This window comes from Aeromonas sp. 600724, assembly GCF_049175135.1.
GTDB lineage: Bacteria > Pseudomonadota > Gammaproteobacteria > Enterobacterales > Aeromonadaceae > Aeromonas > Aeromonas veronii_A.
This window is the reverse complement of record NZ_JAAKUM010000030.1, coordinates 17,138-33,076: the sequence shown is the minus strand read 5'-3', so window position 1 is coordinate 33,076 and position 15,939 is coordinate 17,138. Positions and strand designations below refer to the sequence as shown.

General features: G+C 59.4%; 16 protein-coding genes. 11 read left to right on the top strand and 5 right to left on the bottom strand.

Going from position 1 to position 15,939, the window contains the following annotated elements; translation table 11 throughout:
* A partial coding sequence (locus tag G5168_RS20440; RefSeq protein ID WP_421236390.1) for a hypothetical protein occupies window positions 1-199 on the bottom strand: 199 nt, incomplete at its 3' end.
* A gap of 46 nt (window positions 200-245) precedes the next feature.
* Between G5168_RS20440 and G5168_RS20435 the strand changes: the two genes are divergently transcribed.
* Together G5168_RS20435 and yjjG are read left to right on the top strand one after the other, a co-directional pair.
* Window positions 246-1,736: a M17 family metallopeptidase gene (locus G5168_RS20435; RefSeq protein ID WP_421252649.1), complete on the top strand. Its 1,491-nt coding sequence runs from the start codon at window positions 246-248 to the stop codon at window positions 1,734-1,736.
* Between the two features lie 22 nt (window positions 1,737-1,758).
* The gene (gene yjjG / locus G5168_RS20430) at window positions 1,759-2,439 is read left to right on the top strand and encodes a pyrimidine 5'-nucleotidase (RefSeq protein ID WP_421252648.1); all 681 of its coding nucleotides are present in this window, start codon (window positions 1,759-1,761) and stop codon (window positions 2,437-2,439) included.
* Between the two features lie 117 nt (window positions 2,440-2,556).
* On the opposite strand, the gene G5168_RS20425 is transcribed toward yjjG, so the two are convergent.
* The 3 genes from G5168_RS20425 to dusC all read right to left on the bottom strand — a co-directional run bounded on the left by G5168_RS20425 (window position 2,557) and on the right by dusC (window position 4,851).
* Window positions 2,557-3,282: a substrate-binding periplasmic protein gene (locus G5168_RS20425; RefSeq protein WP_421252650.1), complete on the bottom strand. Its 726-nt coding sequence runs from the start codon at window positions 3,280-3,282 to the stop codon at window positions 2,557-2,559.
* Window positions 3,283-3,440: 158 nt separating this feature from the next.
* Window positions 3,441-3,809, bottom strand: coding sequence for a TraR/DksA family transcriptional regulator (locus tag G5168_RS20420; protein WP_005333451.1), 369 nt, complete (start codon window positions 3,807-3,809; stop codon window positions 3,441-3,443).
* Between the two features lie 97 nt (window positions 3,810-3,906).
* Window positions 3,907-4,851 (bottom strand): tRNA dihydrouridine(16) synthase DusC, encoded by a 945-nt coding sequence (gene dusC, locus G5168_RS20415; RefSeq protein WP_227342739.1) that lies wholly within the window; start codon window positions 4,849-4,851, stop codon window positions 3,907-3,909.
* 123 nt (window positions 4,852-4,974) lie between these two features.
* On the opposite strand from dusC, the gene G5168_RS20410 reads away from it, so the two are divergent.
* From G5168_RS20410 to nfo, 5 genes are all read left to right on the top strand, one after another.
* A complete protein-coding gene (locus G5168_RS20410; protein WP_005352406.1) occupies window positions 4,975-5,352 on the top strand; it encodes a YbaN family protein in 378 nt (125 codons plus the stop codon).
* 134 nt (window positions 5,353-5,486) lie between these two features.
* A complete protein-coding gene (gene apt, locus G5168_RS20405; protein ID WP_005333447.1) occupies window positions 5,487-6,032 on the top strand; it encodes an adenine phosphoribosyltransferase in 546 nt (181 codons plus the stop codon).
* A 171-nt stretch (window positions 6,033-6,203) separates the two neighbouring features.
* Window positions 6,204-8,795 (top strand): DNA polymerase III subunit gamma/tau, encoded by a 2,592-nt coding sequence (gene dnaX, locus G5168_RS20400; RefSeq protein WP_421252647.1) that lies wholly within the window; start codon window positions 6,204-6,206, stop codon window positions 8,793-8,795.
* 114 nt (window positions 8,796-8,909) lie between these two features.
* Window positions 8,910-9,239 carry a YbaB/EbfC family nucleoid-associated protein gene (locus G5168_RS20395; protein ID WP_005333445.1) on the top strand — a complete coding sequence of 110 codons (330 nt, stop codon included), beginning with the start codon at window positions 8,910-8,912 and terminating at the stop codon, window positions 9,237-9,239.
* Window positions 9,240-9,544: 305 nt separating this feature from the next.
* Complete coding sequence (gene nfo, locus G5168_RS20390) at window positions 9,545-10,387, top strand: deoxyribonuclease IV (protein WP_005333444.1); 843 nt, start codon at window positions 9,545-9,547, stop codon at window positions 10,385-10,387.
* A gap of 95 nt (window positions 10,388-10,482) precedes the next feature.
* Here nfo and G5168_RS20385 read toward each other — a convergent pair whose 3' ends face one another.
* Window positions 10,483-11,388: a LysR substrate-binding domain-containing protein gene (locus G5168_RS20385; protein WP_019445811.1), complete on the bottom strand. Its 906-nt coding sequence runs from the start codon at window positions 11,386-11,388 to the stop codon at window positions 10,483-10,485.
* 102 nt (window positions 11,389-11,490) lie between these two features.
* Between G5168_RS20385 and G5168_RS20380 the strand changes: the two genes are divergently transcribed.
* From G5168_RS20380 to G5168_RS20365, 4 genes are all read left to right on the top strand, one after another.
* Window positions 11,491-12,483: a TDT family transporter gene (locus tag G5168_RS20380; RefSeq protein WP_421252646.1), complete on the top strand. Its 993-nt coding sequence runs from the start codon at window positions 11,491-11,493 to the stop codon at window positions 12,481-12,483.
* A gap of 258 nt (window positions 12,484-12,741) precedes the next feature.
* On the top strand, window positions 12,742-13,731 hold the full coding sequence (lpxM, locus tag G5168_RS20375) for a lauroyl-Kdo(2)-lipid IV(A) myristoyltransferase (RefSeq protein ID WP_216953494.1): 990 nt from the start codon (window positions 12,742-12,744) through the stop codon (window positions 13,729-13,731).
* 150 nt (window positions 13,732-13,881) lie between these two features.
* Window positions 13,882-14,877 (top strand): lauroyl-Kdo(2)-lipid IV(A) myristoyltransferase, encoded by a 996-nt coding sequence (locus tag G5168_RS20370; RefSeq protein WP_421231663.1) that lies wholly within the window; start codon window positions 13,882-13,884, stop codon window positions 14,875-14,877.
* A gap of 195 nt (window positions 14,878-15,072) precedes the next feature.
* Window positions 15,073-15,933, top strand: coding sequence for a PA4780 family RIO1-like protein kinase (locus G5168_RS20365; protein ID WP_421252645.1), 861 nt, complete (start codon window positions 15,073-15,075; stop codon window positions 15,931-15,933).
* Window positions 15,934-15,939 lie beyond the last annotated feature (6 nt).

Sequence of the window (15,939 nt, the reverse complement as noted above, 5' to 3'; positions counted from 1 at the left end):
GGGTGGAGCAGCTCGGTAGCTCGTCGGGCTCATAACCCGAAGGTCGTCGGTTCAAATCCGGCCCCCGCAACCAACTTCCTGATAGTTTTGTTCTTTTCCCCCTCATTACATTGAATATATCTCCATCGGGTATGCAACCGATGGCGATTAATGCTGTTTCCTGCGCTTTTTCAAGACCATAACTGGTCGTCTCGACCATTTGTTAGGTATCATCAGATATCTCTTCATGGATGAGGCACGCGCCTGTGATCACTCCTTTTACCTATCTTCCTCCTGCTATTGAAAGCCGGGATGCCACGCTGACCGAGACCCTTTCACAGGGCTTGCCATTGCAACTGCTGCTGATCGCCGAAGAGCAAAAGGAGGCATTGCTGTCGCTACCGGCCCTGTCGGGGATCAACACCCAGTTGGCGCTTGGGCAAAAAGCACCTTTCACCCTGATGCATGGTTCCACCCTGTTGCTGGTCATATTGGTGACCGGCAATCTGACGCGGGATCACCGTCTTTATAAGCAGGTCAGAGGTTGGATAGCCCCGCTCTCCGGGCTCAAGGTAGAGCGGCTCGGGCTGCATCTGGAGGGGTTCTCCCCCTCAGAGCGGGTGATGCTGGCTGAATTGATGTTGTCGGCTCTGTTGGCCGCCAATCTACCGTTGCCGACCAGCAAAAGCCGTAGCGAAAGTGGCTGGAACTATCAGCATGTGTCGGTCTCACCTGCTGTAGTGCTGGATCTCGCTCGTATCTACAGCGAAGCAGGGGGCAATGGGCTGGCTCGTCATTTGGCGGTGTTACCCGCCTCGGAGCTGACTGCGGCCAGCTATCGCGAGTTCGTCAGCCAGCTGGCTCAGGATGAAGGTTGGCAGTGCCATCACTACGATCAGGCGCAGCTGGCCGAGCTGGGAGCGGGGGCTTTTTTGGCGGTAGCCCGCGGTTCGGAAGATAATCAGGGGGCCATGGTCAAGCTCAGCTACTACCCGTCCAAGCCGGTACGCCGCATTGCGTTGGTGGGCAAGGGGATCTGCCATGACTCAGGTGGCTATAACCTCAAGGTTTCCGGCAGCATGTATGGCATGCATCTCGATATGGGGGGCAGTGCGGTGGCGTTGGGTACCCTTTATGCCATCAGTCGGGCTCAGCTGCCCTATGAGGTTCACTGCTGGTTGGCGATTGCCGAGAATCATATCGGTCCCCAGGCTTATCGTCCGGGTGAAGTGGTGACAGCGATGAATGGTCTCACCATCGAAGTGGTGGATACCGATGCGGAGGGACGAATGGTGCTGGCCGATACTCTGACGATGGCGGCGCAGGATACCCCGGATCTGCTGATCGATTATGCGACTCTGACCGGCGCTTGCAAGCGGGCACTGGGCAGTCGCTATAGCGGCGTCTTTACCAATCGCCACGAATGGCTGGCATCGCTGGTCAAGCTGGGTCAGCACAGCGGTGAACGAGTCTGGCCCTTTCCGCTCGATGAGGATTACGATGAAAATATCGAGAGCGAGTGGGCCGATCTGTTGCAGTGTGCACCAGGCAGTTCGCCGGATCACATTGATGCGGCTCGTTTCCTCGCCTACTTCGTGCCCGAGCAGACCCCCTGGCTGCACTTCGACCTGAGCGGTTTTCGCAACAAGGGGGGCAATGGGGTGGTCTCCAGCGAAGTGACCGGCTTTGGTGTGCGGCTCACGCTGGATCTGCTGGCTGGTCCACTCGGTCGAGTGGGGCACTCAGCTTCCGAATAATCTGACTGATAAAAGGATTTCTGTGAAACAACCAAGCTATGACTGGGTGCTGTTCGATCTGGATGAAACCCTGCTCGATTTCCCGGTCGCCGAGGCACTGGTGCAAACTCTGCAGATCTATGGTGTGGAGGCCGATGACGCCAGCATGGCGCAGTACCATGCTATCAACCATGAGCTCTGGCAGCAGTACAACGATGGCGAGATCGATGCGACAGTGCTGCAGCAGACCCGCTTCTCCCTCTTTGCCCAGCAAGTTGCCGCCGACCCCATGGCGATGAACAATACCTTTCTGGAGCAGATCATTGCCCTTAGCATGCCCCTCGAAGGGGTGGTCGAGACCCTGCAGCAATTGCGCAGCAAGGTGCGGATGGGGATCATCACCAATGGTTTCAGCGTCCCCCAACGTGGCAGACTTGGAAAACTGGGCTGGAGCGAGTGGTTCGAGCCCCTGGTGATCTCTGACGAGATCCGGGTGACCAAGCCGGCGCCGGCTATTTTCCAGTACACCCTCTCCCTGATGGGGAAGCCGGATCCGGCCAGAGTGCTAATGGTGGGGGACAATCCGAAAACTGATATTGCCGGGGCTGCGTCACAGGGATTGGCCACCTGCTGGTATAACCCGAGGCGGCACTCGGGGGAATGCGATGCGACCCACGAGATCCACCACTTCGCCCACCTTGCCGACATTGTGCTGGGACGCTGACAGGCAGGAGTAATCCATCACGTTATCGGTGACCAAAACGTCCTGGCAAGTTGCAACCAGGGCTGTTTGAGACAGGATTGGGTTTGCTTGAGACTGCAAGGGGAGCAGATACTCCCCTTACTTATGAGTGTTTTCCTGTGAATGCAGGGATTTGAACTGGTAGCGATCGAGGATCTGCTGATAGTCGGGACTCTGTTTCAATTTATCGATAGCCTGATTGATCCGCTGCAGTTGCGCTTCTGTGGTGCTCTCTTTGCTCAGCATCAGGTGAACCGGTGTCTGTTCGATATGCAGCAGAATATACAGCTTGTCCTGCACGCCATCCTTACCCTGCCACTCCTGCAGTCCGTGGGGGTCCAGAATAAAACCCTGGATCCGACCCCCTTGCAACATCTTCAGCAACTGATCCAGCCGCAGGCGCATCTGCAAACGGGGCTGCAGCTCGGGCCTTGCCATCAACTGGCGGAAGGTATTGCCGTAATCAAAGCCCTTGAGCACCCCGATATGGAAGTCAGGGGTGTTGATCAACTGCTCCAGGGTGTTGATCCCGCGCCAGCGATCGGCATCTTGCCGACGGATGACGATGGCCGTCTCCTCTTCCCGATAGGGGTGGCTGAAGCGGGCATATTGCTGCCGCTCGGCGGTGATATTGGCTGACATGGACAGTTGAACCGTGCCGAATTTCAGCTCGTGCAGCACGCGAGCCCAGGGCATTTCACTGAATCTGGCCTGATAACCGGCTCGCTGGAAGATGGCGTGGACCAGCTCAACGTCCAGCCCCCGCAACTGTTGCTGCTTATCGCGAAAACTGAAGGGTTGCCACTCTGTCCAGCCTACAACCAGGGGCTCTTGTGCTATTGCTTGGCAGCATAAACACCATATCAGCAAGACTCTGTACACACCTTATCCCCCCGGATCGGCTGATAGGGTTGAGTATTGGACAGGAATGACGGACTAACCAGTAGAGAAGAGGGGTGAGTGGATGCACTGATGTGCATCCCTCACAGTTCGTGGGCGTGGAATCCCTTGCGATAACGGGTTTCACAGCGCGGGCAGCGTTGCAGGGTCGGATCCTGTTCCAGCTGTTCGATGGAAAGCGGCTCTTCACAATCGGAGCAGAGGCCATAGAGGCCGAGATCCATCTGGCAGAGTGCCGCATCGATCCGCTTGAGGCGAGCCACGCTCTGCTCAACCTTCGGCAGATCCAGCCGGCTGGTCAGTTCCACCAGTTGATCCTGCTCGCAGTGACCGACCTGTTCGGCCCACTCGTCACGGCGGCAAGCTTTAAGCTGACCGATCAGCGTTTCTCTTACTTGGGCCCAGTCTGACAGCAGGCGATTACGCCAGACAGTCAACTGTGCTTGCGTCATTTCACACACATTATCCCCCACAGGACAGACGACAGATTCGGGGCAGTATAGGGATCCGATAACTTTATCAAGATGATATGCGTCAAGTTAAACGTGGTTAGCTGTGGCTTTTGGCTGCTTGCAGCAGGGCATCGCGGATCGGATCCGTCTCTTTGAGCACCCGGATCTCCTGAAACAGCAGGTCCGCTTCGGGATATTCCCGCTTGAGATAGCTGAACCACTGTTTGATGCGGCTGGGGTAGTAGTCGGCTTTTTCGCTGTCCAGATCCTGCTCGGTATAGCTCACCATCAACTGCAGCACCTCGGCCCAGCTCATGTGCGGGCAGCCGGTTTTCATCACGTTGGCCAGATTGGGCAGGGAGATGGCGCCGCGCCCGACCATCAGGGCATCGCAACCCGAGACCCTGGCGCAGGCGAGGGCATCTTTGTGATCCCAAATCTCGCCGTTGGCGGTGACGGGGATGGGCAGGGCGCGGCGAATGGCATCCACATACTCCCAGTGGGCGGGGGCCTTGTAGCCTTCGCGCTTGGTGCGGGCATGAACGGCCAGCTCGTTGGCGCCCCCCTGGAAGACCGCCTGAGCGTTCTCCAGATAGAGATCCTTGTCGTCGTAACCGAGGCGAATTTTGGCGCTCACCGGCAGATGGGCAGGCACCGCCTCGCGCACCGCCTTGACGATGCGGTAGATGGTCTCGGGCTCTTTGAGCAGCACCGCACCGCCCTTGCTCTTGTTGACCGTAGGGGCGGGACAGCCGAAGTTGAGATCGACGCCGGGGGAGCCCAGCTCGATGGCGCGCACGGCGTTCTCGGCCAGCCACTCGGGGTGTTGCCCCAGCAGTTGCACCCGCACCGGGGTGCCTGCGCGGGTTTTGCCATCTTGCAGCAGTTCAGGGCAGAGGCGGTAGAACACCTTGGCGGGGAGCAGCTGATCGACGACCCGGATAAACTCGCTCACGCAGAGATCGTAATCATTGACGGAGGTGAGTACCTCCCGCATCAGGTGATCCAGTACCCCCTGCATGGGGGCCAAAATAACGCGCATAACGGCTTTCCGACGAGAGTGGGGAGAAAAAAGAGGGCAGATTGTAGTGGGGTTGCGGCCCGCTGTCAGCACCCGCTCAAACTCTGTTAGGCTAGAGGGAGATAAATCACGCAAGGAGAAGGAATGAAGCGTTGGTGTCTGATGGCGCTCGGGTGGCTGGCATTTGCCACCGGTATTGTGGGCATTGTGCTGCCGCTCTTGCCGACTACCCCCTTCATGTTGCTGGCAGCCGCCCTGTTTGCCCGCTCATCGCCCCGTTTTCATCGCTGGTTGCTGACCCATCCCTGGTTTGGCCCGCCCATCGTGGATTGGCAGCAGTATCGCGGCATTCGTCGTCAGGCCAGACGGCGCGCCATTATCTTCATTTTGCTCACCTTTTCGGTGTCACTGGCGGTGGTGCCACTGCTGTGGGTCAAGGGGTTGCTGGTTGTCATAATGGTGATCCTGCTCACCTGGTTAATGCGTCTGCCAGTGCTGGAGCCAGTTGCAATGGTGAAGTGAAGTCCCTAAGCTATTGCAGCAATAATGCTATGGAGTCGGCCTGTCATTTTTGCGTGACAGGCTTTTTTATTTCCCGCAGAAGGGAATTGAGAAAAAATGGCCACCCCTGGGTCAAAAAAATAAGCGGTCAACACATGAATCCGGAAACCCTGAAATTTATCGAAGCAAGCATCAAGACCATTCCCGACTATCCGAAGCCGGGCATTCTGTTTCGTGACATCACCAGCCTGATCGAGAACGCCGAGGCCTTCAAGGCCACCATCGATCTGCTCGCCAATCATTATCGTGATCAAGGGATCACCAAGATTGTTGGCACCGAAGCCCGCGGCTTCATCTTTGGTGCACCGGTCGCTTTCGCCATGGGACTGGGCTTCGTGCCGGTCCGCAAGCCGGGCAAGCTGCCGCGCGAAGTGATCGAGGAGTCCTATGCCCTCGAGTACGGCACCGACACCCTGCAACTGCACACCGATGCCATCGTGCCCGGTGACAAGGTGCTGGTCGTGGACGATCTGCTGGCGACCGGCGGTACCGTCGATGCGACCGTCAAGCTGATCCGCCGTGCCGGTGGTGAAGTGGCCGATGCGGCCTTCATCATCTCCCTGCCGTCTCTGGGCGGCGATGCCCGCCTGACTGCCGCTGGCATCAAGGTGGTCTCACTGGTCGAGCTGGCCGGCGAGTAAAGCCTCTTCGGCCCGATCCTCTGCATCGGGCCTGCATTGAACCGGTGCCCTGCGGGCATCGGTTTGAAAATCAAGCGATCCCTCCCGCTCTCACCGATAGCCGATACAGCCAGCCCGCCATTTGTGTTAGCATCCGGCCTCAATGCCCTGTCTTCCCTGCATGATGGATTTATGAGCTATCAGGTTCTGGCGCGTAAATGGCGCCCCCATACGTTTGAACAAGTGGTAGGCCAGCAACATGTGCTGACCGCCTTGACCAACGCCCTGGATCAGGGACGGCTGCATCACGCCTATCTGCTGAGCGGTACCCGCGGGGTCGGCAAGACCACCATCGCCCGTATTCTGGCCAAGAGCCTCAACTGCGAACAGGGGATCAGCAGCCACCCATGCGGCGTCTGTGATACCTGCCGCGAGATCGATCAGGGCAACTTTGTCGACCTGCTGGAGATTGACGCGGCGTCCCGCACCAAGGTGGAAGATACCCGCGAGCTGCTCGACAACGTGCAGTACCGTCCGGCCCGCGGCCGCTTCAAGGTCTACCTCATCGATGAAGTGCACATGTTGTCGCGCCACAGCTTCAACGCGTTGCTGAAAACCCTGGAAGAGCCGCCCCCCTATGTGAAGTTTCTGCTGGCCACCACGGATCCGCAGAAGTTGCCCATTACCATTCTCTCGCGCTGCCTGCAGTTTCATCTGAAGAGTCTGGATCAGACCCAGATCGCCAAGCAGCTCGAATGGGTGCTGGATCAGGAGGGGCAGCCCTTTGAACCGCGTGCGCTGCTGGCCCTGGCCAAAGCCGCTGACGGCAGTATGCGCGATGCCCTGAGCTTGACCGATCAGGCGCTGGCCCACGGCAATGGTAGCGTGCGCCTCGACAGCGTGCTGGCGATGCTGGGCACGCTCGATCACCGCCATCTGCACCAGCTGCTGGAAGCCATTTTGCGGCAAGATGCGCCAGCGACCATGGCCAAGATCACCGAGATCGCCACCCTGGGCCCCGATTTTGATCAGCTCCACGCCGAGCTGGAAGGCTTGCTCCATCGCATCGCCATGGCGCAGCTGCTGCCTGCCAGTGTGCAGGAGCAGGGGGCGGATGCCGATTCCCTGCTGCAACTGGCCAAGGCGATGAGCCCGGAAGAGGTGCAGCTCTGCTACCAGATCGTGCTGGGTGGCCGTAAAGATCTGCCCTGGGCCCCCGATGGCCGCACTGCGCTGGAGATGACCTGCCTGCGGATGCTCGCCTTCTCCCCAAGGTGTGATGCCCTGCATCCGGCCAGCCTCACCGCGTTGCCCCCGTCAATGACGAGCGGTGCGGCGAGCAGCGCTACTTCGGTTGCCTCTTTGCCGGGAAAGCGCCCGGCCGCTGAATCGGCCGCACTGGCACCGATCAGCGGCGCCGTGCCTGCACCGCTAGCCAGCCCTGTTGCTACCAGTGCCGTGCCCGCGGTTGATGTCTTCCTGCCTTCGATGGTGGATGACATCGGCAACCCCGCCGATAGCGAGGAGGAGGCACAAGCCGTCGAGCTGTTCAGCCAGCAGGATGAACTGCTGCGTGAAGCCGCAGGCATGGGGTATCAACCCGAGCCCGCGTTACCCCATGTGCAGCCTGATGTGCCAGCGCACTCAGCCGAACAACCCGCCGATGCTGATGATCGAGCGCCTTACGCAGCCGATACGGACTATTCCCGTGGCGAGTCGCCGACTGCCAGCATCCAGCCCGCACTAGAGCCGACAACCGCGCCGGTTAGCGCACCTGAAGCTGTTTCAGCGGTATCGAGCATGCAGAGTCTGCTTGGCAAGCGAAATATGCTGCGCAGCCGCCAGCGAGGTCAGGATGCCCCGGCGGCGCCTGCGCCGCGCGCAGTACCAGTTGCGCCAGCTCGCCCTGTCGCGCCCGCTGCTGCACCGGTCGTCTCGCAACAGCCAGCTCCGGTCGGCCAACCGGCCGGGCAGGGGATGGCGGCGATGGGTCACTATGATGATCTGCCGCCGGTGGATTTCTATGGCGATGGCTACGAGCCACAGGGTGACAACGGGGAATACGAAGAGTACCTCAATCAGGGCTTTGCCGAGCAGGCTCCAGCAATGAGTCACGCCCCCGTCACGGCACCGGCCCAGCCAACCGATCTGCCACCTTGGGATCTCGACGGGCAGCCGAGCTATCGACCCGGCGAGCGCAGCGCTGCGGCGCCTGCGGTGACGCCCGCCCCAGCGACCCAGCCACCCGTTGCCACCACGGCGGTGGCTGCTACCCCTGTGACGCAGGATGAGCCCGTTCAGCCGGTGATGGAGACCATCGACTGGGATGAGCTCGAAAGCGACAGCGAGCCGCAAGAGGGGGAGGCGACCCGTCTGATTCCCTCCTCGCTGCTCAATGGTTGCGGCGACCCTTGGGCCGAGTTGATCGCTCACACTCAGGTGGGAGGGCGGCTGCGCCAGCTGGCCATCAACTCGGTGATGACGCGGGAAGGGGACAAGGTACTGCTAACCCTCAAGCCCGAGCAGCGCCATCTGGTGAGCGACAAGGCGCGCGCCGATCTGGCCGAGATCATCGGGCCAGCGCTGGGTCAACCGGTGCAGGTCGAGGTAACGCTCGGTGTGGTGCCTGACAAGGAGACCCCCCTCGAGATCGAGCATCGCCTCTATCTCGGGGTGCGCGAGCAGGTGACCCGGGATCTGGAGCAGGATCCCAACGTGCAGTTTTTAGTTCAGCGGTTTGGTGCCGTGCTCCATCACGAGAGCATCGAGCCCCTCAACCGCTAAATTCCGTGGCCGGGAGCTTGCTTCCGGTTGAAAAGCAGTTTGGCTGTCCCCATCTAGGACAGACAAGCCCACAGCCCGGCGCTGGATGCCGGATTTCAAGACGAGAGACGACATATGTTTGGTAAAGGTGGAATGGGGAACCTGATGAAACAGGCCCAACAGATGCAAGAGCGTATGCAGAAGGCGCAGGAGCAGCTGGCTCAGATGGAAGTGACCGGTGAAGCCGGTGCAGGCATGGTCAAGGTCACCATGACCGGTAGTCACAGCGTCCGTCGCATCGAGATCGACCCCTCCCTGATGGAAGATGACAAGGAGCTGCTGGAAGATCTGGTTGCCGCCGCTTGCAACGATGCCGTGCGCCGTGTGGAAGAGCAGAACAAGGCCAAGATGGGCGAGCTGACCGGTGGCATGCAACTGCCGCCAGGCTTCAAGATGCCCTTCTAAGGCGACTCTCCCCGCGCATTCTTGCTCCCTTGTCGCTGGCCATTCGGGTCACGGCAAGGGGGACGGCCGAGAGACCCAAAGACGCAGCGTTATTGCTCAGGCGATACGCTGCGTTTTTTTATGGGCGCCATGCTGGCGCGGGCGGGCTCTAACTGAGAGGTTGCCACAGCGAAGGCCGATTACGCCATGAAACGCAGCGCCTTGTATAGGCGGCACTATTTGTCGATACCCGCTATCGGATATCCCGGTTTGGCGTGGCCGGGCGGGAGCGGCATAATGGCGGCTTGCCGTATCGAGGAGATTGTATGAAATATATCGGAGCCCACGTCAGTGCGGCCGGCGGGGTGGAGAATACCATCGCCCGTGCCCAGGCCATCGGGGCCAACGCGTTTGCCCTCTTTACCAAGAATCAACGTCAGTGGCAGGCGGCCCCCTTGTCGGATGCCACCATCCGTGCCTTCAAGGCGGCTTGTGACAAGGCCGGTTTTCTGCCGGAGCAGATCCTGCCCCACGACAGCTATCTCATCAATCTGGGCCACCCGGATCCCGATGGTCTGGCCAAATCCCGCGATGCGTTTCTCGACGAGATGAAGCGCTGCGAGCAGCTGGGGCTCTGTTATCTGAACTTCCACCCCGGTAGCCATCTCAAGCAGATCCCTGAGGCGGCCAGCCTCAAGTTGGTGAGCGAGTCCATCAACTGGGCGCTGGAGCGAAGTGAAGGGGTGACGGCGGTGATCGAGAATACCGCCGGGCAGGGGACCAACCTCGGCTGGTCGTTCGAGCACCTTGCCACCATCATCGAGGGGGTGGAGGACAAGAGCCGGGTCGGGATCTGTTTCGATACCTGCCACGCCTTTGCCGCCGGCTACGATCTGCGCACCGCCGAGAGCTGCGCTGCCGTCTTTGCCGAGTTCGACCGCACGGTGGGTTTTCATTATCTCAAGGGGATGCATATCAACGGCGCCAAGTGCACCTTCGGTAGCCGGGTCGATCGCCACCACAGCTTGCGGGAGGGCAATCTGGGGGAGGCGGTATTCCACCACATCATGAACGATGATCGCTTCGATCGCATTCCGCTGATCCTCGAGACCATAGACGAGTCTATCTGGGGCGAGGAGATCAGCTGGTTGCGCAGTCTGGCGAAATGATACTCAGAAGAGAATCAAAGAGAGGGAGCCGTGGCTCCCTCTCTGCTTTTTCCGTTATTGGCGAGCGGGCCTGCCAGCGGCGCTCCGAGCGGGCGTTACTCTGCGCGGCTCACTTCGGCATTGTTCACTTGAGCCCGGCAGAAGTGGATAAAGTGGCGCAGGGAGGTGGAGTGGTACTTCTGCTTGTGCCAGATAAGGGAGAGCTGGCGCGGGAAGCGGCGGGAGAGGGGCAGGGCGATCAGCCGCCCATCTGCCAGGCGATCCGAGGCTGCCAGCCGGGAGATAAAGGAGATACCAAGCCCCTTCTCCACCGCCAGCATCACCGCCTCCAAGGTGTTGAGTTCAAGCCCTGGTTGCCAGCGGGGCAGCTCGGGCTGGATCTGCTGGATAAACTGCTCGCGACTGCCCGATTGTGCTTCACGCAATACCCAGGTCTCGCCCCCCAGTCGGGAGAGGGAGAGCTCCTTCTTGTTGGCAAGCGGGTGACCGGGTGGGGCCACCACCAGCATCTCGTCCTGCAGCCAGGGTTCGGCGAGCAGGTCGGGGTGGTGGTTCTCCCCCTCGATCAGTGCCATATCCAGCTCGAAGTTGGCCAGCGCATGGCATAGCAGGTGAGTGTTGTTGATGGTCACCTTGGGGGGGAGCCCCAGCTCCTGTTTGCTGCTGGCGAGCAGGGTGGGGAGCAGGTAGTTGCCGATGGTCTGGCTGGCACCAAGGCGCAGCTGGCCGCTCGGTTCGGCATCGGGACTGAACAGGTTCTCGATATCCTGCATCCGGGTCAGCAGCTCTTCGGCGGCCGGTTGCAGCAGGCGCCCTTCGTTATTGAGCTGCAATCTGGGGTGAATGCGGTCAAACAAAGGGGTGGAGAGCTGGCGCTCCAGCTCCTGCAGCGACTGGGAGACGGCCCCCTTGCTCAGGCAGAGCTCGTTGGCGGCAAGGCCAAGGTTTCCATAGCGGGCAATGGTGGCGAACACTTTCAGCTGCTGAAGGGTCAGTTTCATCGTGTTTGGTTTTCCTGAATGATTGATTTAATTCATTTAGATATCGTAAACGATAAGGGGGCATTATCCTATCGCCATAGTCATCAATAGAAAGGTGTCATCATGATCGCAAGAACCCGTAAATCACTGGCTGCCGCCCCAACCCCCATGGCGGGTCTGGCGCTGGGCATCGCCAGCCTTGGTTGGTGTTGGGAAAATGCCGGTCACTTCGATGGCCGGATGCAACTGCTGGGCGCTGCCATTGCGGCCGTGCTGCTGCTGATCCTGACCTTCAAGTTTCTGCTTCACCCCCGCCTGCTGTTGCAGGACCTCGCTCACCCCGTGGTGGGCAGTGTGGTACCGACCTATGCTATGGGCACCATGGTGGTCTCCAAAGCGCTGGGTATGATTGCGCCGCAAGCGGGCGAGGCCCTCTGGCTGTTTGCCGTGGCGGTTCACCTGCTGTTCCTGGCCACTTTTATCTGGCATCGCGCCAAAGAGTTTGAAATCCACCACATGGTGCCGAGCTGGTTCGTGCCGCCGGTGGGGATCATCGTGGCTGACGTCGCCTTCCCGGGTGGTCAGTTTGCCCCGCTGGCCAATGGTCTACTCTGGTTCGGGATCATCTGCTATGGCCTGATGCTGCCGCTGATGCTCTATCGCCTGATCTTCAGCCATGAAGTGCCGGATGCCGCCAAACCGACCATCGCCATTCTGGCGGCTCCTGCCAGCCTCTCTTTGGCCGGTTACCTGACCGTCAGCCAGGAGCCGTCACTGCTGCTGGTGGCCGTGCTGTTGGGGATTGCCATCCTGATGACCGGCATCATCTATCTGGCCTTCATCAAACTGCTGCGTCTGCCCTTTTCGCCGGGTTATGCCGCCTTCACCTTCCCGCTGGTGATCGGTGCCACCGCCCTGTTCAAAGTGGCTCATTTGGTTGAAGAGTTTGCGCAAGGGAGTCACTACGTCGAGCAGATCAGGCTGCTGGCCCACTTCGAGTTGGGGGTGGCTACCGTCATCGTCGGGTATGTGGCACTGCGTTACCTGATGTTTTTTCTGCCGCAGCGTAATACCGAAATGAATAACGGCATGGCCCGCCAGGGTGCTCACCGATAAATCTTGAAGAAGATGTGACATCGGGAAATGGATAAGCAGTGCGCTCCGAGAGCGACGGGATAAACGACCAGTCATGCGATGGATGGACAAAGAGCCTCCACCCTGGTTGTGTAACGAGCAAAATGCCCCGCGGTGCGGGGCATTTTTTTATGGTTTTTTGATGTGGCGCCCGTGGCGGGCTATTTGCCATGGATTTAACTGGTATTACCTGTCAGGACGACTACAATGCAGCACCACTTTTTCGCTCGACCCCAATACATGTCGTCCCAAGATCCCGTATTTGACTCCTCTTTTGAAGCCCGTTTTCTGCATCCCCGCTACTGGTTCAGCTGGCTGGCGCTCGGTGTGCTGATGTTGCTCGCCTTTGTGCCGGTGCGATTGCGCGACCGTTTGGCCGAAGCCTTGGCACCGCTGGTGTTTCGTATCTCGAAAAAACAGATTTATATCGCCAGAACCAATCTGGAGATCTGCTTCCCGGACAAGAGCCCGGAAGAGCGGGATGCCATTGCACTGACCTCGATCCGGGTCGGCCTCAAGAGTCTGTTGGGATTTGGCGAGTTCACCATGCGCAGTCAGCGTTATCTGATGAGCCGGATGCAGGTGATCGGTTGGGAGCATATCGAGGCGGAGCGGGCTGCCGGTCGTCCGGTGATCCTGGTGGTGCCCCATACCTGGCCGGTGGATGCCGCCGGTTACTGCTTCACCCAGCGCGGGGTGCCCATGTGCACCATGATGAAACGGGCACGCAATCCGGTGTTTGACTGGCACCTCAACCGTGCACGGGCCAAAAACGGTTGCCGCGTTTACGAGCGCAGCGCCGGGATCAAGGCGGTGATCAGAACCATCAAGAGTGGTCGCAGCTTCTTCTACCTGCCGGATCAGGATCACGGTCGCGAGAAGAGCATCTTTGCTCCCTTCTTCGGCCACCCCAAGGCGACCCTGCCAGCCTTGCCCCGTCTGGTTCAGGTCAGCGGCGCCAAGGCGGTGCCGCTGCTCGCCTGCTATGACGAAGCGAACCACTGTTACCGGCTTGAGATAGATGCCCCGTTTGACAACTATCCCACCGAGGATGTGATGGCCGATACCTGTCGGATGAACGATATGGTGCAACAGCAGCTGACGCGCCATCCGGGCCAGTACATGTGGTTCCTCAAGATCTTCGATACCCGTGAAGATCAGGAGGGGCCGGATGGCCTCTACGAGGCGGGGATCCAGCGGATCCGCAAGGGATTGTCGCCCCACGGCTGACCCTGAATTAAGATTGATTGAAATGGCCCCAGGTGGGCCATTTTTTATGATAACTACTCTGATCTGTGCCTTGCAGGTCGATAGCAAGCCTCCTCAGGGTAGAAAAAAATGTCAGGATAATTACAATAACCGCTTGTTTTTGATGACTTGATGGTCGCCATGTCTGCGTTAGATCCGGTATTTGATACCTCATTTCATAGCCGCCTGCTGCATCCCAAATGGTGGGGCAGCTGGTTCGCACTGGGCCTGCTCTCCCTGCTGGCATTTACTCCTGCGAGGTTGCGGGATCGCTTTGCCGATCTGGTCTCACCGACCCTGCTGCGTTTTTCGAAAAAGCAGGCCTATATTGCCGATACCAACCTCAAGATCTGCTTTCCAACGCTGGATGCCGCCGCACGTCAGGCGCTGCTGCTCAAATCGATCCGGGTCGGGCTCAAGACCTTTATGGGCTTTGGCGAGCTCAGTTGGCGCAGCAAGGCGCGCCTGACCCGCCGCGTCAAGGTGAGCGGCTGGGAGCATGTGCAAGCGGAGCAAGCTGCGGGCCGTCCGGTGATCCTGGTGGTGCCTCATACCTGGGCGGTCGACATGATTGGCCGCTACTTCTCCATGATGGGCATCAAGATGTGCACCATGATGAAGAGCCCGAAAGATCAGGTGTTCGACTGGTACATCAACCGCGAGCGGGCCAAAGGAGGCAAGGTGTACGAGCGCAGCGCCGGCATCAAACCGGCGATCAAGTCGATCCGCGCTGGTGCCAGTTTTTTTTACCTGCCAGATCAGGATCACGGCCGCGAGGCGAGCGTGTTTGTTCCCTTCTTTGGCCGCCCCAAGGCAACCCTGCCAGCCTTGCCCAAGCTGGTGAAGCTGACCGGTGCCAGAGCGGTGCCCATCTTCGCCAGCTATGACGAGGATGAGGGTTGCTATCTGCTGGAGATCGAGCCGCCGTTTGACCCTTATCCCACCGCCGATCTGCTGGCAGACGTCAATGCCATGAACCGGGTGGTAGAGATGCAGGTGGCGCGCCATCCCGAGCAGTACATGTGGTTTCTCAAGATCTTCGAAACCCTGGAGCATCAGGAGGGGGATGACGGCCTCTATGAAGCGGGGATCCAGCGCATTCGTCAGGGTTTGCCGCCCGAACCTTGAAAATTGGCCCGCTTGCGGGCCATTTTTGTTGGTACAGGAGCCTTTCGTATTTGGTCTGCTGCTGGTGGTTTTTAAGGCGAACAGGTGGACAAAAACAGCGCAAACAGGGGATAACAGGGTGTCTTATGAAAGGGAGAGGCAGGTGAGCGTGCGCGGAGCTATCTTCGAGAGCGGAAATAGGGTAAAAGGGCGGCCATGAAAATTCCAAATCGAATCCAACCTCTGGTTGATGACGGCCTGGTCGATGAGGTCGTCAGCCGGTTGATGAGCGGCAAAGAGGCCGACGTCTATGTGGTGCGCTGCGGCGACGAGATCCGCTGCGCCAAAGTCTATAAAGAGGCGTCCAAGCGCAGCTTCAAGCAGGCCGTGGTCTATCAGGAGGGGCGCAAGGTGCGTAACAGCCGCAGCGCTCGCGCCATGGAGAAGGGCTCCAAGTACGGCCGCAAACAGCATGAAGAGGTGTGGCAGAACACCGAGGTCGACGCCCTGTTCAAGCTGGCGGCGGCCGGTGTGCGGGTGCCGCAGCCCTATGTCTGCCTCGATGGCGTCCTATTGATGGAACTTATCACCGATGAGGATGGCAATGTCGCGCCGCGCCTCAACGATGTGGCGCTTACCCCCGAGCAGGCGGTCATCGACCATGCCAAGGTGATCCGTTACGTGGTGCGGATGCTCTGCGCCGGTCTTATCCACGGCGATCTCTCCGAGTTCAATGTGCTGGTGGATGAACAGGGCCCCGTCATTATCGACCTGCCCCAGGTGGTGGATGCCGCCGCCAACAACCAGGCCAAGGCGATGCTGGAGCGGGACGTCAACAACATGCGCAACTACTACGGCATGTATGCCCCCGAGCTGCTCAAGACCCGCTACGCCCGGGAGATGTGGGCCCTGTATGAAGATGGCAAACTGACCCCCGACAGCGAGTTGACCGGCTTGTTCGAGGAGAGCCGCGAGCAGGTGGATCTCGATTCTGTATTGCACGAGATCGAGAGCGCCCAGGAGGAGGCACTGGCTCGTCAGGCCAGGATGAAGGCCGAAGAGGAAGACAGCTACTGATCTTGT

Bases quoted from the DNA above. Each gene is read 5' to 3' on its own strand.
- apt (WP_005333447.1), top strand. From the start codon at position 5,487: ATGAATCCGGAAACCCTGAAATTTATCGAAGCAAGCATCAAGACCATT.
- G5168_RS20380 (WP_421252646.1), top strand. From the start codon at position 11,491: ATGATCGCAAGAACCCGTAAATCACTGGCTGCCGCCCCAACCCCCATG.
- G5168_RS20365 (WP_421252645.1), top strand. From the start codon at position 15,073: ATGAAAATTCCAAATCGAATCCAACCTCTGGTTGATGACGGCCTGGTC.
- dnaX (WP_421252647.1), top strand. From the start codon at position 6,204: ATGAGCTATCAGGTTCTGGCGCGTAAATGGCGCCCCCATACGTTTGAA.
- dusC (WP_227342739.1), bottom strand. From the start codon at position 4,851: ATGCGCGTTATTTTGGCCCCCATGCAGGGGGTACTGGATCACCTGATG.
- lpxM (WP_216953494.1), top strand. From the start codon at position 12,742: ATGTCGTCCCAAGATCCCGTATTTGACTCCTCTTTTGAAGCCCGTTTT.
- G5168_RS20370 (WP_421231663.1), top strand. From the start codon at position 13,882: ATGGTCGCCATGTCTGCGTTAGATCCGGTATTTGATACCTCATTTCAT.
- G5168_RS20385 (WP_019445811.1), bottom strand. From the start codon at position 11,388: ATGAAACTGACCCTTCAGCAGCTGAAAGTGTTCGCCACCATTGCCCGC.
- G5168_RS20420 (WP_005333451.1), bottom strand. From the start codon at position 3,809: ATGACGCAAGCACAGTTGACTGTCTGGCGTAATCGCCTGCTGTCAGAC.
- nfo (WP_005333444.1), top strand. From the start codon at position 9,545: ATGAAATATATCGGAGCCCACGTCAGTGCGGCCGGCGGGGTGGAGAAT.
- G5168_RS20410 (WP_005352406.1), top strand. From the start codon at position 4,975: ATGAAGCGTTGGTGTCTGATGGCGCTCGGGTGGCTGGCATTTGCCACC.
- G5168_RS20395 (WP_005333445.1), top strand. From the start codon at position 8,910: ATGTTTGGTAAAGGTGGAATGGGGAACCTGATGAAACAGGCCCAACAG.